This is a genomic window from Paenibacillus curdlanolyticus YK9 (assembly GCF_000179615.1).
In the GTDB taxonomy this organism is placed as follows: Bacteria; Bacillota; Bacilli; order Paenibacillales; family Paenibacillaceae; genus Paenibacillus_T; species Paenibacillus_T curdlanolyticus.
The window spans coordinates 248121-270418 of the sequence record NZ_AEDD01000011.1 but is presented as its reverse complement, the minus strand read 5'-3'; the positions used below and the strand labels follow the sequence as shown (position 1 = coordinate 270418).

The 22298-nt window shown below is 54.0% G+C and carries 11 protein-coding genes and 1 pseudogene; 4 read left to right on the top strand and 8 right to left on the bottom strand.

Features of this window, described 5'->3' with window-relative positions; translation table 11 throughout:
- Positions 1-79: 79 nt before the first annotated feature.
- Both PAECUDRAFT_RS19975 and PAECUDRAFT_RS19970 read right to left on the bottom strand, forming a co-directional pair.
- Positions 80-1636 carry a cysteine peptidase family C39 domain-containing protein gene (locus PAECUDRAFT_RS19975; protein ID WP_006039956.1) on the bottom strand — a complete coding sequence of 519 codons (1557 nt, stop codon included), beginning with the start codon at positions 1634-1636 and terminating at the stop codon, positions 80-82.
- A 196-nt stretch (positions 1637-1832) separates the two neighbouring features.
- The gene (locus tag PAECUDRAFT_RS19970; RefSeq protein WP_006039955.1) at positions 1833-2066 is read right to left on the bottom strand and encodes an MbtH family protein; all 234 of its coding nucleotides are present in this window, start codon (positions 2064-2066) and stop codon (positions 1833-1835) included.
- 228 nt (positions 2067-2294) lie between these two features.
- Between PAECUDRAFT_RS19970 and asnA the strand changes: the two genes are divergently transcribed.
- From asnA to glgP, 4 genes and pseudogenes are all read left to right on the top strand, one after another.
- Positions 2295-3320: an aspartate--ammonia ligase gene (asnA, locus tag PAECUDRAFT_RS19965; protein ID WP_006039954.1), complete on the top strand. Its 1026-nt coding sequence runs from the start codon at positions 2295-2297 to the stop codon at positions 3318-3320.
- A gap of 153 nt (positions 3321-3473) precedes the next feature.
- Positions 3474-3662: pseudogene (locus tag PAECUDRAFT_RS25395) on the top strand (tRNA-binding protein); the annotation flags it as partial.
- 506 nt (positions 3663-4168) lie between these two features.
- Positions 4169-6256 carry a fibronectin type III domain-containing protein gene (locus PAECUDRAFT_RS26665; RefSeq protein WP_006039953.1) on the top strand — a complete coding sequence of 696 codons (2088 nt, stop codon included), beginning with the start codon at positions 4169-4171 and terminating at the stop codon, positions 6254-6256.
- A gap of 213 nt (positions 6257-6469) precedes the next feature.
- On the top strand, positions 6470-8644 hold the full coding sequence (gene glgP, locus PAECUDRAFT_RS19955) for an alpha-glucan family phosphorylase (RefSeq protein WP_006039952.1): 2175 nt from the start codon (positions 6470-6472) through the stop codon (positions 8642-8644).
- A gap of 243 nt (positions 8645-8887) precedes the next feature.
- Here glgP and PAECUDRAFT_RS19950 read toward each other — a convergent pair whose 3' ends face one another.
- The 6 genes from PAECUDRAFT_RS19950 to PAECUDRAFT_RS19925 all read right to left on the bottom strand — a co-directional run bounded on the left by PAECUDRAFT_RS19950 (position 8888) and on the right by PAECUDRAFT_RS19925 (position 22259).
- A complete protein-coding gene (locus PAECUDRAFT_RS19950) occupies positions 8888-9748 on the bottom strand; it encodes an IS3 family transposase (protein WP_233516794.1) in 861 nt (286 codons plus the stop codon).
- An 11-nt stretch (positions 9749-9759) separates the two neighbouring features.
- Positions 9760-10056 carry a transposase gene (locus PAECUDRAFT_RS19945; RefSeq protein ID WP_006038594.1) on the bottom strand — a complete coding sequence of 99 codons (297 nt, stop codon included), beginning with the start codon at positions 10054-10056 and terminating at the stop codon, positions 9760-9762.
- A 179-nt stretch (positions 10057-10235) separates the two neighbouring features.
- Positions 10236-10856, bottom strand: a complete 621-nt coding sequence (locus PAECUDRAFT_RS19940) for a CDP-alcohol phosphatidyltransferase family protein (protein ID WP_006039951.1) — start codon at positions 10854-10856, stop codon at positions 10236-10238.
- A 26-nt stretch (positions 10857-10882) separates the two neighbouring features.
- Entirely contained in the window at positions 10883-11752 is an 870-nt protein-coding gene (locus PAECUDRAFT_RS24940; protein WP_006039950.1) for a phosphatidate cytidylyltransferase, read from the bottom strand.
- A gap of 15 nt (positions 11753-11767) precedes the next feature.
- Complete coding sequence (locus PAECUDRAFT_RS19930; protein WP_006039949.1) at positions 11768-13381, bottom strand: PfaD family polyunsaturated fatty acid/polyketide biosynthesis protein; 1614 nt, start codon at positions 13379-13381, stop codon at positions 11768-11770.
- Complete coding sequence (locus PAECUDRAFT_RS19925) at positions 13365-22259, bottom strand: type I polyketide synthase (RefSeq protein WP_006039948.1); 8895 nt, start codon at positions 22257-22259, stop codon at positions 13365-13367. Before PAECUDRAFT_RS19925 ends, PAECUDRAFT_RS19930 begins: the two co-directional genes overlap by 17 nt.
- Between the last annotated feature and the right edge of the window lie 39 nt (positions 22260-22298).

The window sequence follows — 22298 nt, the reverse complement described above, 5'->3', positions numbered from 1 at the left end:
TTTCTAACTTCACCAAGCACAAAAAGCCAGCTCCGGTACAGACCGGGCCAGCTTGTAGGCTAAGGAAGGCTCTATTTTTTTAAGCATTCACTTCAACGCTTGCATTAACTTCAATCTCGGGCTTAAAAGCTAGTTTCAGCGATTCCACCGAATACCAATTCCGTCCTCCCACCCCGATCTCAGAAATGGTGAAGAGTGCGCTCGTCCGGAACACATCAATAACGGCATCCTCATGAACGCCATATGAGAATACATACTCGCCATTCGGCTCCAGCCTAATCTGCAATCGTTTCACATCGGCCATGTTCACGCTGAAGATCGGATCGACCGCCTTGGACAATACGACCTTCTCATTACTAAAAATGCCCCAGATAAATGTCTCTCCATAGCTCGTTCGAAACACAATGCCCGCCTGATAAGCATTTACGTGCGGTGTATTAAGAATAGAAATATCTACTTTATAAACAAAACTTCGCTGCGCCGCTAATGTATTTTTGGGCAGCATGACCTTCGGGCAATTCGTGTAATGATATTCCGTTTCGGAAACATAGTTGAACTGTATCGTTTCATTCTCAATCGTGATAATGCCTTCTTCATTATTTTCTTCAAACCACCGTGTGCTCGACTTCTGATCGCTATGACTTTCCTGATAGGCGTTGAGAATGGATAATATTTCAGTAAGAATTGCTTTTAAACGCTTCTCCGATTCCAGCGCTTTAAGCGAGCTACTTCTTACGTCAAATGTCATGTTTTTTCTAAGCATACTTCTCAAATAAAGCGGAATAACCGCTTTCCATTCTTGAATAAGCCGTGCAGCTGTTTCCTCCATGTTCTGGATGAGCGCATCATGCTGAAGCAGCTTCCTTAATTGCTGGATTAACTCCTTATAGAGAACCTCTTTCGATTTAATCAACCAGAGCAGCTGTGTTCCGATATCTTCATTTTTTTTACGATCGATATCGCTGCTTTTCTGATGAAACTCCATTTGAACAATTTCATTATTGAGTAGGGGCGCTTCTATAATCTCCTTGATGCAGGCAATCAGCAATTCGAACTCCACCGGCTCGTGTGCGGTATGCTCGATTGAGAAGAAGCACGCATTATTGAATCGCTCATGAGCGGACGCAGCCAGATTGTCGATTTGCTCGGAAGTAATGACGAATTCTTCGAATTTGTAGCCTTCATCCTTCTTTTGCGCACTATCCATGATGGCGTAGACATCTGTATCGTCGTTGTATCCCTTAATTAAAAATAAATGATTCCAGTCCGACGTTCTATAATGATGGGAATAATAGAGCATACGCAGGTTCCCAAATACGAGCACAGGCTTTTGCTGGCTAATTTGTTCCCGAATAATAGCATGCATGTTTTTGCTTACAGGATAATGATTCACTCTCAGACCGAGAAGATTCATCACCTCCGTCGTATTCTCGTATATTTCTTGTGGATCGCCCGATCCCCTCGTCAATGATTTAATTCGATAGGCCGAGAAACATTTCATCAGCATGATATAGTAGTTCGAAAATTGGCTCCTCTTGCTCTCCGCGACGATCGATAATGGCTTCTCGATACAATTCACTTGATCAAGCAAATATTTGTCTTTGTTTGGCTGAATAAAAGGGAGATTAATTATCATGTTCCGCCATGCTCCTCTTTCATAAATTTGGAATGCAAACGATTGCGCAGATTAATGGTACACTATTCAGGCAATCGTTGACAAGGTGTACAAAATCATGAAAGAAGCTGCATGCAGGGAAGGAATATCATTGTCCATCAACACAAATAAGGCAGCCTGCTTTCTCAGCTACCTCCTCCACTGATTCGAAAGGTTACTATCCACGATCCTTATCTAACTCTTCCATCTTCTTCCGCAAGCTCAGCGGACGCATATCTGTCCAGACCTCTTGAATGTATTCAAGGCATTCGGCTTTGGTTCCTACTTTGCCAACATCGTTCCACCCTAAAGCATTCTCACGCAAAGCCGGCCAAACCGAATATTGCTCTTCATGATTTACAATTACTTTGTATACTTCACGATCTCCCCAATCCAACTCGTCATCTCTCATATACTCGCCACCTCGCCTATCATGTATTGTTTGCTGTTTATGCGCTCCTATGAAGTGTAGTTAATATTATGCCTTCATGGTAAATCTATGCAGGTCGGTCGTCAACCCAGCTTGTCGTCAAAACCAACAAAAATTGATAAAAAATTCACACGTCACAATAGTTTACATCGAAGCACTATTCTGATAGAATCATAGTATAAAATTCTAAATACTGGAAAGAGGTAGATTATGAATCCATCAGTCTCCTTATCTGAAATCGATTTCCGAGATTCGGCTAACAAGCTTAATGTTAAAGAGACTTACTCCGCCATTCATCAATTGAAACAAACCTTCGAGAAAGAACTATCCTCCGCGTTAAACCTAACCTATATTGAAGCACCTTTGATCGTATTTTCCGGCACCGGCGTCAACGATAATCTGAACGGCTCCGAAACGCCTGTCCGTTTTACGGCCAGCGATATTGGCGAGCAATCCATTGAAATCGTCCATTCTTTGGCCAAGTGGAAGCGGATGGCGCTGCAGCGCAGCGGATTTTCGAATGGAGAAGGCTTATTCACTCGGATGAACGCTATTCGGCGCGACGAGATTGTGGGCAACCATCACTCCATTTATGTCGACCAGTGGGATTGGGAGCGTGTCATCTCTCACGAGGAACGTACGCTCGGAACGCTTCGTCAAACCGTGGAAACCATTTACAACGCGATTAAAAATACCGAAAAACAGTTAAACGAGCGCTACGCTTGCTTTGCAAACAAACTGGCAGAAACGATTACATTCGTTACTTCGCAACAATTGGAAGACGAATATCCGAATTTGACGCCGAAGGAACGCGAGAACGAGGCCGCTCGCCAATACGGCGCAGTCTTTGTAATGCAAATAGGCGGATTGCTGAAATCCGGCATCCGACATGATGGCCGTTCCCCTGACTATGACGATTGGAGCCTTAACGGCGACATTCTGGTTTGGAACCCTGTTTTGAAGTCTGCATTCGAATTATCTTCCATGGGCATCCGTGTCGACGAAGCCTCCCTGGAGCTGCAATTAGGTTTAGCGGGTTGCTCGGAACGGATGGAATTAGACTTCCATCGCGCATTAATGGCCGGCGAACTGCCTTATACAATTGGCGGCGGCATTGGCCAATCGCGTCTTTGCATGTTCCTGCTCGAAAAAGCGCATATCGGTCAGGTTCAAGCTTCGATTTGGCCCGAACGAATTGTGAATGAATATAAAGGTTTAGGCATTACTCTGCTCTAATAGCGTTATATGCTGAATATGAAATCGGTTTCAACCATGCTTCAAAGAAAAGAGCGCAGGCCCGTTATCTAACGGCAGTCTGTGCTCTTTTCTCGTTCCTCATTTCGTATAATGAATGAACAGACTCTTCCATGACGAGGATGCATAGTTGAACAAATCACGCGCCGATATTCGCCGGAGCAGCTTATTAGGCGTCAAGTGGCCGCAGTGGTCAATTTTCCACCCAGACGAATTGCCGGGTTCAAATCCGAGGTGCTCGTCATCGGCGGTGTCCCTGCAGAAGGGGATGTTGTTCTTCTGTCGCCGGATGCTGATGTACCGAATGGAACGCCCGTTCGTTGAATATCGAACCGATAAAGGAATGCCCCTAATTGGATTGGGAAAAGCCCCCTGCAAAGGCGTAATCACACGCCCAACAGGAGGCTTTTTTGCTGTCGAAAAAATAAGTTTCAAAATAACTCTTTACGAAACTTATTTTCGTAATTATAGTAACAGGTGTAAGCGGTTTCCTAAAGTTTTAGAAAAGATCTTCCTAGGAAAGTAGAACAAATCGAAGATTTATGAAAAATATCACAGAAAAATTCACCTAGTTAGACCCCTTCATCAAGAATAGCGAAAATATTTCTAGAATAACGATTGCAAGACACTTCGAAACTTTCGTTAAATTTAGTTAACTTTCATTTCTCTCACACCTACGACCTCCCTGCATTTCGATTCTCTTCCTTACCTACATCCTTGTCCACACCTACAGCATCTCTCTATTCCTGCGGTATCACATCGGAAGCCTTAAGTCATGCTTCAGGCTTTCGCTTGATATAAATGACAAATTGAAGAGGAGAATTAAAAAAGTGAACAACGTAAAACGGAAAATTGTGGCGGTATTGTTATGCTTAATGCTGCTTGTGCAAGCCCTCCCTGCGGCAAGTGTAAGCGCAGCAGACAACGCGACGGCATCTAACAATGCCTACACTTGGCTGAAGGCTCAGCAGGATTTGACGACTGGTTTTGCTTTGGACGGTTTGGTGGATAGCTTCGATGATTGGTGGAATGCAACGGATCGCCGCCAGATCGTGTATACGTACGATCAAGCGGTTGCCGCAATTGCGTTTATGGTGAAAGGCGATCGTACGCGGGCAGAGAAAGTTTTGAACAAAATGGTTGCCATTCAAGATCCAGACGGATCATGGATTAACTCCTACTGGTGGAACGGTTACGGCGAAGAAATCCGTAAACATGTTGGTCCTGTCGCATGGATGGTTATGGCATACATGACATACGAGAAAATGTATGGCAGCACAACCTACCAGGCTTCTGCGAAAAAAGCGCTCGATTGGGCGGTTTCGTTCCAAAAATCGAACGGCGGCATCTCCGGCGGACGCACGACTTGGGATCTGAACGGGGCTTGGAGCGACGAAGTTTGGTCCTCCACGGAGCAGAACGAGGATATGTACCAAATCTTGAAATACTATGCAGGCAAATTCCCTGATCGTACAACGACTTACAACAATGCGGCGACAAACGTGAAAAGCTTCTTGGACAATGTCGTGTGGGACAGCGCGAACAACCGCTGGAGAGGCGGCTGGAAAAACAACACGAACCTCATCGATCCTTCCGTACCAATGGACGTAAACCCTTGGGGCGTACTCGCTCTGGGCTTGTCGGGTACAAGAAATTACCAAGCTTCGCTTTCCTACATTGAGAATGCGAATGGCTCCGGAACGACGGAGAGCCCGAAATATGTTCAATCGTTAACCTACGACGGCTCTGGCGCTTTATTAACGGCATACGATTTTGACTGGCAATACGATTGCGCAGTAGCTAACGACCAGAACGGCAATCCGATCGGCAACCGTTGCGCGGATGTGTGGTTCGAAGGCTCCGCTTTCATGTCGCTCGCTTACTACATGCAAGGCAATCAAACGAAAGCGGATTCCATCATCAATGAGATTGTGAAAAAACAAGGTACGAGCGGCTCCCTGCTCGGCGGCGTTCCTTATTCCTTGAAAGGCTCCAACAACAACTACTGGAGAATGGCAATGGAAAACTGCGTATCCAGTACGGGTTGGCTCATTATCGCTGCTCACCGATTTAATCCATTTACTGGCTCTTATCTGACAACTGGCGGCGGCGGAAGCGATACGACAGCACCTTCTGTACCGACCAATGTAAGCTCGCCTTCGAAAACGTCGAGCTCCATCTCCCTCAGTTGGACAGCTTCGACCGATAACGTCGGCGTTGCCGGATACGATGTCATTAAAGGCGGAGCGACGATCGCAACAGTAACAGGAACAACCTTTACAGATTCAGGCCTGAGCGCTAACACGGCATATACTTATGCGGTTCGCGCGAAAGATGCCGCGGGTAATGTATCCGCAAACAGCAGCTCGATTACAGTAACGACAAACTCGGGATCGACTACGACGCCAACGCCTAGTACGTTATTTGTTCGCGATGGCGCATCTTCGACGGTTACAGGTACATTGTCGGCGACAGCAGGCTCCAATGCCAGCTCGGACGCGATTGTTTCCGGCGGCGGCGCGAACTGGGACGGCAATGTTCATTCCCCGACTACTTATGTAGCATCCGGCCTAACGGGAACTTATAATAGCGGAGCAACAGCGTTCAACCTATTCGTTGACTCGTTATCATCGGTAGGCAATGGCGTTCAAGTTCGCATCTCCTATGACTTCACAGGCGATGGCACGTATGACCGCTTGGAAACGTACAATTATTTTGCAACGAACGACGTTACTGGATCTGAAGATTACAACCAAACCAAAGGCTTGAAATCTTCGACTGGTTCGTTCGCCAACCTTAGCAACGGCAAAGTAAGAGTAGAAATTTGGAGCGCAATCGGCAACGGATCGTCCGAAGTGCGTACCGACGCAACATCCTCGCAAGGCAGCCAATCCAAAATCGTCATCCCCTTCAGCTAACAATAAAGAGCCAAGACTCCCGTCTTGGCTCTTCTTCTTTACGCCGTTGCTCGATAAACAACACTCGTCTGCCGATTCCCCCCTTGGCCTGCTATCCGCATGAAAGCTCACACAAGGCATAGGCACGCGGATCGCAGCCCGGCATATAGTATAGAGGCATCAAGTCAGGCGCTTACATGGCATAACGCAACTATTGCGAAATGAGGTGGGAAAATGCCAAATGGCGAGGTGGCGTATTTCTCAGCAGAATTCGGACTTGACGAGTCTTTACCCATTTACTCCGGCGGCCTAGGCATATTAGCAGGCGACCATATCAAGGCAGCCGCAGACCTGAACATTCCGCTTACAGGCGTAGGCCTATTTTATAAGAAAGGGTATTTCCAACAGCAAATTAACGAGAGCGGCTGGCAGCAGCAGCACTATCCCGATGTCGATCGGAAGGCTAGTATTTACCCCTTGCAGCCCGTCATGGATGCCGAAGAACGGCCAATCATCATCGATGTGACGATTGCGGGGAGACAAGTGCACGCGACCGCATGGTGCATCCGATTAGGCTCCGTTACGCTGTACTTGCTTAGCACGGATGTTGACGCGAATAGCGATGCGGATCGAGATTTGACCAACACCCTCTATCCGAGCCATCCCGATGTCCGCATTAGCCAAGAGATCATGCTTGGCATCGGCGGCGCACGGCTGCTTGCTGCGCTCGGCATTCAGCCAGCTGTCTGGCATATGAACGAAGGCCACTCCGCTTTCCTCGCATTCGAGCGTATCCGCATGCTTTCAGCCGAAGGCGTGCCGTTCGAGACGGCGCTTGAAGCCGTCAAGGCGAGTACGGTGTTCACGACGCACACGCCGGTACCCGCTGGGCACGACGTCTTCTCCATCGGGATGATTGACCATTATCTCGGCAGTTATTATTGGCAGTTGGGAGCGGACAGAGCGCGAATTCTGTCGCTCGGCGAGTTGGATGGCGTATTCAATATGACGAGGCTTGCCGTCAGCTCTTCATCGAAGGTAAACGGGGTAAGCAAGCTGCATGGCGAAGTAACCCGGGAATTGTTTCATCGGTGGATGCCGCATATTCCGATACCGGACATTCCTGTCGATTCCGTCACGAACGGCGTCCATGTCGGAACCTGGCTCGCGGACGGCATAAAGAAGCTGTACGATAAGCATCTCGTCCCAGACTGGGCGTTCCGTACACAGGAGCCCCAAGTATGGGCTGCTGTTCGAGACATTCCGGCCCATGAGCTGTGGGAGGAGCATCAGCAGGCAAAATCGGTGATGGTTCAGCAGTTAGGGCTTGCGCTTGCTTCGCCGGACGAAAACCCTTTAATCATCGGCTTCGCCAGACGGTTTGCAACTTATAAGCGGGCGCTGCTCATCTTCAGCGACTTGGAACGGCTCGCGCGTTTGCTAAGCGATCCGGAGCGCCCCGTCTGCCTCGTGTTCGCCGGTAAAGCGCATCCCGCGGATGAACCCGGCAAAGAGCTGATCCGGAAAATCGTGGAGCTATCGCGAGAGGAGCGGTTCAAGGGTCGCGTTCATATCGTGGAGAACTATGCGATGGATAAAGCGAAGAAGCTTGTGCAAGGCGTCGACGTGTGGCTTAATACGCCTGTGAAGCCAATGGAGGCGAGCGGTACAAGCGGGCAAAAGGCCGCCATGAATGGCGTCATCAACTGCAGCGTCCTCGACGGCTGGTGGGTTGAAGGCTACAATGGGCGAAATGGCTGGGCCATAGACGGCGACACAAGCGGCGACCCTGATCAACAAGCCCAGCAGGATAGCGACATGCTCTACCGGCTGCTAGAGGAACAAATTATTCCGCTTTACTATGAGCGCGGCGACACCGCGATCCCGACCGAATGGGTCAATATGATGAAAGAGTCGATCTGTTCCCTCACGCCCGTCTATAACACGCATCGCATGGTAAGCGATTATTGGAATCAAATTTATGTCCCCGCCATGGCTAGGGGCAGGAGGTTCGCTGCAGACGGCTTGGAAATTGCATCAAGAGTTGGCGCCTACAAGCAATTCATTCGAGATAACTGGTCGGCTGTCCATGTCAAGAAGGTCGAGCTTCTGGATGCGGATGGCGGCAGCAACGGACGGCAGAAGTCAATCTTCCGTGCCGAAATCGCACTCGGCGCGATCTGGAGCAAGGACGTTCGCGTCGAAGCGGTCGGCTCTGACGGACGCTCAGGCATCTGGCGGTCTAAGCTGGAGCCGGTGCACCAGCTGACTGCTGGGCAGTTTGTCTATGAGGGCGCTTCCCCCGACATTCCGATCGACGTATGGCGTGCGAACGTAAACGTTCGCGTCACGCCGATCAGTCCAGATTTTGCGAACGATTTCGAGCTGGAGCTAGGTGCTTGGGGATAGTCAACGAATCACGGTAGCCAACCAAATTACTGACCGGAAAGCCGCTATTCAGAAAGAAACACAGGCTTTGAGATTCTAACGGACTCGGGGGCCGCTATTTGCACAAAACCCGCCTTCAATTCGCCAATTTGACGGGAATAACGGCTCTGGAGTCCGTTACACGCGCAAAACAGCAAAATTAGTCGTATTAGCGGCCATACTGGACCGCAGTCAAGAAAGTAGACACCGTATTCTTGTGAAAATTTATGAAGCCTTCTTATAAAATTGCAACTCAAATTGAACTGGACTCAAATAGCCCAGCGAGCTGTGGATCCTCTTTCGGTTATAGAAAAACTCAATGTAGCGATAGAGCTCAGTATAAGCTTCTTGCTGCGATTTGAATTTTGGTGAGCAGTAGATCAATTCTTTCTTGAGAATGCTGTGGAATGACTCGATGCAGGCGTTATCATAACAATTTCCCCTGCGGCTCATGCTAGCAATCATTCCGCATGCCTTGAGTTTTGCTCGGTACTCTTTAGAGGTGTACTGTGTTCCACGGTCGGAATGGTGGATGAGGCCTTCCTTTGGCATCTTGGTCGTATAAGCAGCCTCAAACGCGCCCATGACCAGTTCCGTCGTCATGTGATTGTCCAACCGCCAGCCAACGATTTCACGTGTACACAAGTCCATGATGCTTGCCAAATACAGCTTCTGCCCTTTGCACGGGATGTAGGTGATGTCCGCAACCCATACTTTATTCGGCTGGGAAACCTTAAAGTTCTGATTCAAAAGGTTAGGCGCGATAGGGTGATCATGGTTCGAGTCGGTGGTGGTGACCCGAAACTTCCGAGAAACACAGGCTCGCAACTTCAGCTCCCTCATGTATTTGCCTACCGTTCGTTCTGAGATTGTGAGCCCCTCAAGACGCAGTTTAGCTGTAATTTTAAGTGCTCCGTAACGTCCTGAGTTATCCTTGAAGTGGTAGGAGATGCGCTTGACCACCTGCTCTTTACGGTACGCTTGCGAACTGATTTTCTTAGTTTTCCATTTGTAATATCCGCTCCGCGAAACACGCAGCACCTGGCACATCTTCTCCACCCGAAACTCGGAGCGATACTTTTCGATGAATTGGAACCTCAGTTCCTTTCCTTGCTGAAGATGTGCAGTGCCTTTTTTAGAATCGCCATCTCTTCGCGCAGATCCGCCAACTCGCGATCCTTAGACTTATTCTGTGCCTCCAACTGACGAATCTTCTCGGGCAAATTGACCGATTCGTTCTCGAACTGCCTAAACTGATTCATCCACTGATGAACCGTACTTTTAGCGATCCCTAACTCCTCACAAATGTCCGCTATTGATTTCGTTTGTTCTTGTACGTATTTTACCGTCTGTTTCTTGAACTCTTCCGTAAACCGTTTGCGATGCTCGCTCACCACAGACACCTCACTTTGCTGCGATTATTATCTTGTATCTCTCAGCATCGTGTCCACTTTTTATTCTAGCTTCATACGGTCCGTTAGCGCTCATGCTAATCAAAAAAACCGATCATGGCAGATGCCATAATCGGTTTTTTACTCATTATGAGCCCATGAGTCCAAACACTAGCGGCGGATCATAGGTCTCCCACAAACCAATTTAACACAGCAGCAACAGGCAGCAGCACGTACAGCGCCTTGGTAGCCAAGCCGTTCTTGCGGAACGGCACGGCAGACAGCATAAGAATGCCGCAAATCGCAAAGATTGCAGCTAATGCTGCCTCACGTCCACGGAAGTCGCCTGCCAGAAACAGCGGACTCAGCACGAGCAGCCAACTGGCCGCAATCGTCGTAGGCACACCTGTATAGTAAGAATGTCGGCCAGTTGCCTCCAAGCCGTTTACGTTGAAGAAAGCCAACCGCCATAGTCCCGCTATCAGGTACAGAACCAAAGCTGCGATACCGAGCGGAGACGTCACGCCAAGCATATAGCCGCCGATTGCCGGAAGCACGCAAAAGCTGATCGCATCAGCCAGGCTATCAAGCTCTTGGCCGAAAGCCGAAGACTGCTTGAGCTTGCGGGCAATGATGCCGTCCACATAATCGCCCAGGATCGCTGCTCCATAGAACGTAAACGCCAAGGCGTAATGCTTCTGCACGAAGAATACCATGGCAAGCAGCCCGCATATGGCTCCCCCGGTCGTTATCGCATTTGCTAGATTCCAGTAGCGCAGCGCTGGAAACCATTTTCTTAGCATCGTTCCCCCTCCTTTCACTGAAAGATTCACTGCAGCGCCGCCCATAGTATTGCAAAGAGCGGGGCGCCGAACACAATATTATCGAATCGGTCAAGGATGCCGCCGTGGCCGGGAAGCATGCCGCCGAAATCCTTGATGCCAAGCTTGCGCTTGAGCGCGGAGAAAAGCAGATCCCCCATATTGCCGAACAGCAGCACAAAAATAAAAATCATGATCTGTTTGCTAATCGATGCATCGACCAGCGCCGGAATCCACCCGTTCAGCATGAGAATGCCGGCGATGACACCTGCTGCGCCGCCGATATAGCCTTCAAGCGATTTACCAGGGCTAATGCGGGGAAACAGCTTCGTTCGACCGAATTTCTTGCCAGCAAGCAGACCGAACGCATCGTTCATCTGCAGCAGCAGCAGGAAGGTCACAACGGGAGCTGCCCCGTCTTGCGCCAGCGTGGCTAGGCTGCCGGCTCCTAACGCAACAATGCCAATGGCAAAAAATGCGCCAAAAGCGGGTTCTCGCACCTTGCTGGCAGATGCCCAAAATGCGAATCCGGCAAGCGCGAGGCCAACTGGCGCAACATATCGGCCAACATGCTCCGCCTCAAGAAAAAGCATTGCGGAAGCTGCCGCTACAAGGACAAGCATCGGCATCGCCCAGCGCAGCCGTACTTTGCTAACGGTCCGATAGTGACGAGCAAGCTCAAACAGTCCGATCAACAGGACCAGAGCTGCATAGAAGCGAAAGACCGGATAGCCGGCCCAGAGGGCGAGGCAGGTCAGATTTTGCAGCACGATTAGCGTCAATCCGCGCACCGCAACCTCCCGCTTGCCCCCGAGCAACGCGGTTAACGTAAAAAATCCGATCATGGCAAGCGTAACGATATAGAAAGCTAACAACAATTCACACGCCTCCGATCATAGCTGAAACAACCGCGGCCTGTAATCAAACGCTTGGGCCGGGATTGGAAGCCCGTAACTCCGGAGCTGCTGCGCTCTCGTGACGACAGCCGCACCCTCCAGCAGATTGCAAGCAATCTGGACAACCGTACGGTTCTGAGGCTGTTCAAGGAAGGATCCCGAAACCCAAGCATTGAACGATCCCATAGCTGGACCGCACCAAATCTGGTAATCGAGCTTGCGCTCCTGCGCGCCGTCAATTGCCCACCGGCTTGCTTTGCCCAAATACCAGCGGAAGATCAGCGCCATCTTGTGCTTCGGGTCGCGTGCGGCCCGTTCGAGCTGCCCCGGTTCCCGCTTCTCGAAGAACCGAGCGGTATCCGCCCAGATTTGATCAAGCGGCGCTTGGAACACTTCCTTCTCCAGCTTAAGGCGGACATGCTCCGGCAGATCTTCGATTCGGTTAAAGCTGCGGTATAGCTCCAGCAGCTGGAAACCGCGCGAGCTGAATAACGTGCCGTGTTTGAGCACTTGTACCTTCACGCCTTGCTCGAACATATCGGCGGCCGGGGCCATCACCACATCTGCCAGTCCGGCCGCAGCCAGCATAGCCCGTCCGTCTTCGGAGAGGCCCGACTCGACCGCCGATTGGTTGACGGAGCCGGTCATCACATACGCCGCGCCGAGCGCGAAAGCAGCTGCTACGGCAGCCGGCGTACCGAGCCCGCCCGAAGCGCCGACGCGAATCGAACACGCGTACCGATATTCCCGCTGAAGATCATCGCGCAGGCGCATGATCACCGGGAACAATGCCGTAAGCGGGCGGTTGTCGGTATGTCCGCCGGAATCCGCTTCAACCGTTATATCCTCCGCAAGCGGCACATAGGCGGCAAGCCTTGCTTCTTCCGCGGTGAGCAAGCCGCGGCGCACGAGATCCGCAAGCATTTTGTCCGGAGCCGGCGACATGAATGGCCTCGCGACCTCGGGACGCGAGATTTTCGCAAAAAGATGGTTTTTGCGGCGAATCACGCCGTTATTGTCGAGCGAAAGTCCGCTGCACGCGTAACGTACGATACTCGGCGTAAGCCCCATGAAAGCGGAAGCCGATACGCGTCTTACGCCTCGACGGAGATACAAATCGACGATATGCTCTTCCATCGCAGGCTCGTTGGGCGTATGGATCAGGTTGATGCCCCAAGGCAGCCCGACTGGATCGAGCTCAGCCTGAATGACGTCGAGATTTTGTTGTACGCGCTCAAGCGGAAGGCCCGCTGCGCCGAAGAAGCCGAGCATGCCGGCCTTCGCCATTGCAATGACCATTCGCGCAGTCGCAATCCCGTTCGCCATCTCGCCAGCGATATAAGCAAAGCGTACGCCATGCGCCCGCGTGAAGGAGCCTCCTCCTAGCCACTCGGGATAGAGCGCAGGAAGCATAGCCGCAACCGAATAGTCCGTTCCACTCGCGTTCCCCGCGGGAGCAATAGCCCCTCCCAGCGCGAGCCCTAGCGAGCCGCTTTCGCTGTTGCCGACGATGTACGCAGGCTCGCGCACGCGAGCGGTCAGCGCCGTAAGTTCTTCTTGCATAAAAGCTGGCGCCGCGTCGCCGGGTATCCATCTAAGCATGGTCTGCATGCGTGTTATTCCTCCGTTTCGTCACTTGCACCTTCGGTCCCGCTTCACCGTACAGCCAGCTTGCGAACTTCGCGAGCCATTGCCCATCTGGACCGCTGCCGACGCGAAGCTTCCCAGCCGACAAGCCATTCAGCACCGCTGAACCTTCGTCGCTGCGCTTGCCCAAGCGCGCAAGCGAGGCCAGCAGCACAGCCTGCTCATACGGCAAGCCGCTTTGTCCCATCAGGGCACTAATCGCTTCGGCCAATTCTGGATTGCCCGTGCGGTCGGCATTTTGATGATGCGCATCCTTCACAGGCTTCCGACCGGCACCGTTCAGTGCATCAAGAATGAGCTGCTTGCGCGCTGGCAAAGGCAGTGCTCGAAGCTCGTCCGGGAAAATCGGCCTGCCGATCTGATAATGCTGCCTGCCATATCCGACAGGAAACTCCAGCCGCGATTCAGACTCTTCCGCTGGCAAACCACCTGTGAACCGGACCGGAACAATCGGAATGCCTCCCTGCAGGGCAAGGTCCGGCCAAATGCCGCTTACGACCTCGACCTCCTTGTGCTCACTCCGTGCCCGGGTCCCTTCAACATGGACAAGAATGGATTCTTTCGTCTCGCGCATTCGGATGGCAAGCTCCTTCAAGGTTTGAAGCATCGATCCTTGATCTTCCCGGTCAACGTAGACAATCGGAATCGTAAACCGCGCATGCGGGCTCGCTGCAAGATAAGCTAGCATTTGGCCAATCCAGGAATCGCGATGCTCCTTCTTGGCAATCGCTGCGACGGGACTTCGCGTCAGCCCTTCCGCCAGACAGGCGAACAGCAGCGATTCAACGGCTGTTTGATGATTCGCGAGATACAACACCGGGCCTTGGCTCGCTTGTGCGAACCGTACGGGATCCTCGACAACGAACCGGCCAACGAAGCTGCCGATCAGCGCCCGGTATAAATCTTCGCCGAGCCAGTTATGGCTGTCGAGCTTATCCCTCCAGTAACCCATAGCCCCTTCAATATCACGGACCGGCGTTTGTGAGCTAACGCGGATTTCCCCGTCCCGTTCCTCGACTGTGATCGGAAAGCGCTCATACGGATATACCGAGCTGAACGCACACCGATCACTTTCGTCCAAACTCACGGTGGAAGGATGAACGCATGCGATTTGCGCCACATGGTCCTTGATCGCTGCCATCCGCGTAAGCTCCTTATAACTCGCTGATGCACCTGCGCCATAAACGGCCGCGACGGTGCCCGCTAGCCAATCCGATCCTCGCACTTCGGCTTCCGTCAGCTTCGTAAACGCTCCCTCATGACGGGACAACCCTACTCCTTCCACATAAAGGCCTTCCTGCAAAAAAGCTTTCCGATCCCGTCCATTGCCCAGACCGATCCGCCCCTTAGGCATCAGCACTTCGACGAGCCGAATCGCTGCCCAGAGCTTATCGCCAGCATAGAGCCTAATACAAAATGCCGGGTAACGACCGCTTCCCTCGAAGCCGTCGAATCGAATTTCGCAGCGAACTTCGCCTGCATATGGCGTTTCCCCGTAGAAACGGCAAACGGTCATGCGATGCGGATAGCCTACCGTGTCCGCATCGATTTCGGAAGCCCATAGGTTCAGCTCGTCATGCGGAATCGCATGCGTGGCTCCATCCAATAAGAGCGGATTCAAGCATCCTGCCAGAACTGCAACGTCCCACGCTGCATTGCCTGCTGCCGACAAAAGGGAGGAAGCGCCATTCATGCCGCGTACGATCTTCCTTGCGACCTGAAAGGCCGGTCCGTGGAATAGCCGTCCGGTATCGTACGGATCAGCAGCAGGCATCGGATCGATGAGCGGCTCCAATGGCCGGCTTGCCGCCTCGTCCATAACCGGGTAGCGGCGCGATAGCTCGAATCGGCCTGATGCGATCTCCTCAAATCGGGACAACCGGGGGTCTGATGCCTCCCGCCAAGCATAAAGCGTCGCGTCATACCAGAAGCATTCCGCGCTTCCATTTTGATACGCTGTCTTGCGCACTTCGGTCCGCAATCGGCGGGGATGATCGCAGATCAGCCATCGCTTGAACTGTACATCCGCTGCGCCTACGACGGATAAATGCGGTTCCCGATTGCGCACAGCCGTCGCCATTGCCTCCATAATAAAGGTCGAAGGCAGCGCCGGCGCGGTATACGTCGGGCAATGGTCCCAGACCCATGCCTGCTCCGTTGGATCAAATAACGTTTCTTCGATGGCTATTTCCGGTTCCGCCTCATGTTCGCGCAGCTGCGTCCCGTCTCCGCCGTCATCCACAATCCGCATCCCCATGCGTGGAACATAATAAATTTGCAGCTCATCCGCCCAAAGCGATGCTTCGGCGACGACGTATACGCCTCGCTCGTCGCGGCCGGTTTCCAGCACATCGAGATCCACGACGATCTTATCCTTCTGCGGCGTAACCTGCCCCCTGTACTTCCACACAATCTCCATGCCCGTTCCGAGCGATTCGAAACGCGGCTGCTTCATGCCCGAATCCATGCCCTCCTGGAGCATATGGAACTGCAGCAGTTGAAGCATTGCTTCAACGCCCAACGATCCGGGCTGCACCGGGTCTTGGTAGAAGTGCGCCTTGAAGAACCAATCGCCTGCATCGACCCGCTTCTCCGCTCTGGACCGCCCAAGGCCATGTTTGCCGCCTTGGTGCCAATAGCCGGTTACGCGATCCAGCATCAGCAGCTTGCCGCCGGCGAGCTGGGGCCGAACTGCCGTCGCTCCCGCTTTGAAGAGGCGATCATTCCCGCGCAAATCAACCTCGAAATCGGATGGCTCCTGCATTCGTTCCCGTTCTTCCGCACTTGCTCCAAGACCGACCTGATTGGACAAGTCCGTCAGCGTGAAATGGCCAAACACAGTCGACATCGTGAATACCGGAGCTTCCGGTGCATCCTTCAGGAAACAATCCACCTGGAACGATTCAATATAGGTATGGCCCATTCGCGACAGGCTGGTCATGCTCACCCGGGTACGCAGCGTGCCTGCGCCGGGCAGTATTTCCCGATGCAGTGTCGCCTTTCCATCCAAATTGCGGAAATAAGCATCTTGCTCCGGCGATTCGGGAATGCCGAGATAGGACGTAAGCCAGCCGCATGGCTGCAATGCAGCCTCCAGCAGCACGCAGAATGGCATCGTAGCGCTGCTGTTCTCTTCGAAGTACCATGCATCCGGCGGAACATCGTATTCAGCCGTAATGACCGTTCCGTTCTTCGGCACGCCAAGCTGTCCGCTAACTTCCGTGACCCGCGACATGAAATGATAAGGCGGTCCGGGCAGACGCGGCACATGCTTGCCCTCGTCGTAGGCGGCATACCGGCTTCCGAACGCATGGGACGGCTTGCCGAATGCGCAAGCGAGCAGCGAGTAATAGTCAAAGGTTACGCCAGCCGACGCAGCCGCCCGCGGGTCGCCGGATGCGCCTTCAGCAAGATGGCGCAGCTCCGTATGCAGCGGAAAATCAGGCACAAGCTGCACGGCAAGCCGGCTGCAATGGAATGCCTTGCGTCCGTCAACGGTCAGCAGCACGTCGGCAATAACCATCGGCTTCGGCCCGTCGATGACTTCTTGGACGAACACCTCATAAATCAGACGGCGGGATTCCGGCGTCACCTGGCCGCGGCAGATCATCCGATACGGCAGATCCGGCACCGGCTCGAAGCGCCAGCCGTCCTTGCGCAGCGTATAGCCGAGCCCCGCCAAGTAGAAGGACATTGCCTGTACGCAGCCTTCCAGCATAAGCGTCCCCGGCATCGCCGGGTCATTTTTGAAGTGTCCGGCAAAAAACCACTCTTCCCCGCTCAAGCTTGTCTCTGCGCGAAGATAGCCGCGTCCAAGCGGCCCCCCATAAGGCTCGAATACGGTTATTTCGTCCAGCAGCAGCATTCGGCCGTTCTGAATCGAAGGCGAACATGTGTGAGTCTGTGCAAAATCATAGCCTTCGCCGAAACAGCCATAGGTATCTCCAGCAGCAAAAGCGCGAACCTCATCCGCTGAAAACCGCGATTTAGCGCTGTGGACATGAGGCGAATCCAACTGCGCATCCGGGCGAATTTCTACGTTTGCCGGATCCCAGATGACGCCAGCCGAATCCCGTAATTCTTCGTTCGTGAAGAACCCGGCTTGTCCATGCCGCATCGTCATTCTTCGGTTGCCTTGATTGTCCGTGCAATCGTAACGGAAGAAGAACAGACGGATATCTCCATGCTTCGCATGCGAATCGACGCGAATGTCGTAGTTCAGCGTTTCACCGGGAGCAGGCAGAGAGCCGTGGAAAGTCAATTCGCAGCCGAGCAGCCGGTAGACGCGTTCGCCCCGGTTGAGCTGGTCAATGCCAAGCCATGAAATGAGCAGCAAATCCGCCTGTCCGGATTCGATCATAATGCCAAACGGCATCCGCCCCTTGTGCAAGTACCAGGAGTCGGAACGCACATCGGTTTCGGTTACAATCGAGCCTAGTCCCATGGAAAGCGGCTCGCCTTCAAGCTGTACGACCCGGTCCGCCAGCAGCAGCGGCGGCTCCGGCATGCGCACCTGCAGCGCAAAACCGTCCTGTCCCTTGAACGCAGGGCCGAATACGTCGGAGATTCGACCAGATGATAACCTTTCAAGCTGCTCACGCGTGAAACTGAGCTTCTTCGCTGTTGCGGGCTCTGTCTGCTCAGCCTGTACGAAGTTCGGTATCGGCGCCGTTACAGCCGCATTGGATGGTGCGTATTTGATTGAAGCTGTAGGCGCAGTAGCTGTAGCGATTGGCATGTCAGCTGTTGCAATCGGCACGATAGCTGCCGCAGCCAACTCCTGCACAGCTGGCGCGATCACAGATCCCAGCGCCCGATTGTTCGCCAGCAGCTGCATTAGCTGCAGCTGTGTTCTGCCCTGCAGCTGAATATATTGACGATGCGCGGCTGCCGTCCGGGCATATTCCCCGGCTAACGTAGTCGCATAAGCCGACTCTCCGGCATGTGCGGGAAGCGGTGGTAGGACCGGCATCGGCGCTGTCACATGTATGTTGTTCAATTGCTTAACCTCTTCCTGTCCAATTAGATGCTCGGCGTCCGGCTTTCGTGTTCGGACATTCGGCAGGACGACGGCCGGCAGATGCGCCGGGAACGTCATGCTTGCCGTTGTTCCGCTAGCGATCTGACCCGACGCCAGATCGTCAAGCCGCGCTTGCAAACGCCCCATGTCCAAATCGATACCGACAGCGAATAGACGGGCGGCTGCCGATGCAGCCTGCTCAAGCGATTCAACGCCAGTCTGGTCCAATGCGACGCACAGGTGCTCGCGGTCCGCTAGAATCTGGCCGATCCATTCCGAGCATAAACTGCGGGGACCGTGCTCGACGAATACGCGCACGCCGTCGTCCCATGCCTGACGAATCGTACGCGGAAAATCAATCATACCCGTTGCCATTTCCAAAAGCGCATCAGCCGCCTGATCCGCATCCGGCACGTAATGCGATGCACGAACGCCAGAGTAAAAGCGTACGCCCGGCACGGGCTGCGTCGGGCGGCGATGAATTTCCCACCAACGCGCTGCAATCGCAGCCAGCTCCGGGCAATGCACGACCATATCGTAGCCGAGCGGATAAGCAGGCGCTGGCCTGAGCTTATCCATCACTCGCTTGCATGCAGCCGGTTCGCCCCCAATCATGCAGTCCCCCGGCGCATTGATCATCGTAAGACGGACGCGTTCTTCGGATGCAATCGCTTCGCGGATGGCATCCGGCGATGCCTTCACGCGCCAATTTTCCCACTTCGGCTGCGGCTCTCCCCACGCTTCCTGCAAGACGCGATAGGTTCCAGCTAGCTCGCTGCTATAGATGCCATACTGCTGCAAATCGCGGAATAATCCGTCAAGATCGCTCCATGCGCCAGTTGCGGCAAGCGCGTTCGTCTCGCCTGAGGATAGCCCGATTACCGCTTGAGGCTTCATCCCCAGCCACTGCTGCGTAAAAGCGGCATGAATCTGCGTTAAAAAGGAAGCGCCGCCGAGCATCGATAACGGATCCGGCGCTCGGTTCGCGCGTTCTGCGTATATCCAGCCGGCAGCTTCCTCCGCTGTGCGGAACCGATTATGAATTGCTGCACCCAGTTCAGGGATGCCCGCCAGCAGCCCACTGCCCATGCCTGCATAAGCGGACGCTGCACCAGAGAAGACGAAAGCCAGCTCACCGCTGGCAGGCGATTCAGCAAAATAGACACCCGGCATCTCCCGGAACGCGCCGGAATCGGGAGGCATATCGAGCTCGAGCCGCTCCAATTCCGCTGCGGCTGCTTCTCTCGCTGCCAACAGCTCCTCGGCCCCGTGTGCCACAATAGCCAAACGAACGGCGCCTTGCAATGATTCGGTTCCATTGCGAACCGATTGCAGCAGCGCGACGCGGTCACCGGCTGCATAGGTATGCACCCTCGGCACGCGGGAACTGCTGTTGTTCGGCCAGAACGGAGCGCCGCCGTCCCCTTCCTTCAGGAAGACGGAGGCCGACGCCCCGCCAAGCGCATCGATGTCAACCTTAACCGTCCGCTCCCGCTCCCCTCGCAGCCATGGACGAGGATGTCGACTGCTGCTGTTCGGCTGCAAGCCATTGTGCAAAGCAAGCGCGCCCGCCGCCACATGCAGCAGACCCGAAGCCGCATGCGAGTGGCCAAAACGAGCAGCAAGATGCACCGCAGCCTCGTCATTTGAGCCCAGCCTGAGCGCTGTTTTCGCGGCTTCATCCACGGATGCGGGCAATACGGCATAGACGGTATTTCCGTCACGCCGGGCATCGTCGAGCCGCTTGACCGCCAGCACGACAGAGGCATCGCCGGCCCGCTGTTTTCCGCTCTCCAGCAAAGCGTCCGCTGCAGCTTGGTGTACGGTTTCACAGCTAAGATCGACCGCCCCGACAAGGGCGGCGTCCAGCTCTCCGCTCCGCAATGCACGGGACGCCAGCTCTAACGCGGTTATGCCCGACAGCTCTTCACTTGAGACGGTAAAGCCCGGTCCGGAAATTTTCAGATGCTTGTTAAGCCGATTGGCCGGCACGTTGGGCAGCAATCCGACGACCGTCGACGATTCCAGCGGTCCGTAGAACGCGCTCTGAAGCGAATCGACGGCAGCGGCCGCATTTTCAAAATCAAACCGGTTCTGATGCTTGAGCGCCCAATCGCCGATTCGGACCCGTGCGATGTGCCGGGCAATCTCGGCATCGCATTGCATACCGATATATACGCCGGCGCGATCACCTGTCAGCCCGCCCGCTTCCGTCGCTGCTTCAGCAGCCGTTCTCAGCAGCATCACCTGCTGTGGCAGCGCTTGCTTCAGATCGACTGGCGGTACTGTAATATCCTGCAAGGCAAGCCCAATGTCACTGGTGCGAAAAGCGTCCCCATCCGTCCGCTCGTCATTGTCCGTTCCGAACAATGCCGCGGTCCATTCCCCTGCCGTCCTGCTGCTGCCAGCGCTAACGCCAATGCCGACGATCGCCAGATCTGCAGCCGTAGAGCTTGCCGCGTCTCTATGGTTAACGGGCATTGCTGACGCAGCTGCGGTTTCGGGCTCATAGCGTTCCACGATCAAATGCGCATTGTTGCCTCCGAAGCCGAAGCTGCTTAGCGCCGCCCGCCGCGGCGCTTCTGGCTTCCAAGCCTCGCCCGGCTCCGGCAGTCGGAAGGGCGTCCCTTCCAGCAGCTTCACCGGACCCTTAGCATGCAAAGTCGACGGGTAAACCCCTTCTTCCATCGCACGAAGCATCTTCATTAAGCCTGCCATTCCCGCCGCCGTGACCGGATGTCCGATATTGCCTTTGATCGAGCCGATGGGAATGCCTGTTAACCCTGCGAAAACGTCGCTCATGCTTTGAATCTCCACCGCATCGCCCAACGCCGTACCTGTGGCATGGCATTCGATCAGCGAAATGTCTTGCGGCTTCAAGCCCGACATTTCGTAAGCCTGCCGCATCGCTCGAATCTGGCCGTCGCGGGCGGGAGCCAGCATGCCGCCTTGTCCCCCGTCATTGGATAGACCGATGCCGCGGATGACGCCAAGAATGCGGTCGCCTGCCTTCTCGGCATCCGCCAACCGCTTCAGCGCAACGAAGCCGCTTCCTTCAGCGGGAACAAGGCCATCCGCCTCCGGATGGAACGGGCGGCTTTGCCCCGTTCGGCTGATCGCCTTAAGCGCGCGAAAGCCGGTATACAGGAACAGCGCATCCGTTCCGTTGACGGCGCCAGCAAGCATCAGATCGGCAGTGCCGTCATGCAAGCGATCGCAAGCCAGCTTGATCGCATAGAGCGACGAAGCGCAAGCTGCGTCCAAGCAGAACGCGCCAGCCCCTAGGCCGAATGCTTCCGCGAGAAAATGGGCGGGATAACCCGACATGAAACGGTTAACCGCTTCTGGCGGCTCGCCAACTTCCCGGGCAAGAAGCGCCTTTGGCACATCCCCGTCCTGATCCCGCAGCCATATATGCTCTGCATAGCGAGATAGCGAGACCGTTGGCAGCGACAAATTGCCGATTACCGCACCGGTACGCTTATGCGCGTCAGGACCTGCTGCGGGATTCGGCAGAGCTTCCGCAGCAGCATGAAGCAGCCAATGGACCATCCGGTCCATCGCGCTGATCTGCGCCGAATCAACCCGCAGCGAGGCTGGATCCAATGCCAATTGGAACCCTCTGATATATCCGCCGCGGATCGACCAGTCAGTCCCGTCCGAGCCACGGCGGGCTGCTTCACGCGACAGACGCCATTCGCCTTCCTCTGGCTCCGTCAGCGTCTCCCTCCGTTCAGCGACGATGCGCCATAATTCCTCAGGGTTCGCCGCACCGGGAAACACGCAGCCCTGCCCGACGATCGCAATCGGCTCGAATTTCATCCTGCAACCTTCCTCTCACTCATGTGCTTTCTTTGCTTT

Excerpts from the sequence above, each read along its gene's own strand:
- PAECUDRAFT_RS19975 (WP_006039956.1), bottom strand. The coding sequence starts at position 1,636 with ATGATAATTAATCTCCCTTTTATTCAGCCAAACAAAGACAAATATTTG.
- PAECUDRAFT_RS19970 (WP_006039955.1), bottom strand. The coding sequence starts at position 2,066 with ATGAGAGATGACGAGTTGGATTGGGGAGATCGTGAAGTATACAAAGTA.
- asnA (WP_006039954.1), top strand. The coding sequence starts at position 2,295 with ATGAATCCATCAGTCTCCTTATCTGAAATCGATTTCCGAGATTCGGCT.
- glgP (WP_006039952.1), top strand. The coding sequence starts at position 6,470 with ATGCCAAATGGCGAGGTGGCGTATTTCTCAGCAGAATTCGGACTTGAC.
- PAECUDRAFT_RS19940 (WP_006039951.1), bottom strand. The coding sequence starts at position 10,856 with ATGCTAAGAAAATGGTTTCCAGCGCTGCGCTACTGGAATCTAGCAAAT.
- PAECUDRAFT_RS19930 (WP_006039949.1), bottom strand. The coding sequence starts at position 13,381 with ATGCAGACCATGCTTAGATGGATACCCGGCGACGCGGCGCCAGCTTTT.
- PAECUDRAFT_RS19925 (WP_006039948.1), bottom strand. The coding sequence starts at position 22,259 with ATGAAATTCGAGCCGATTGCGATCGTCGGGCAGGGCTGCGTGTTTCCC.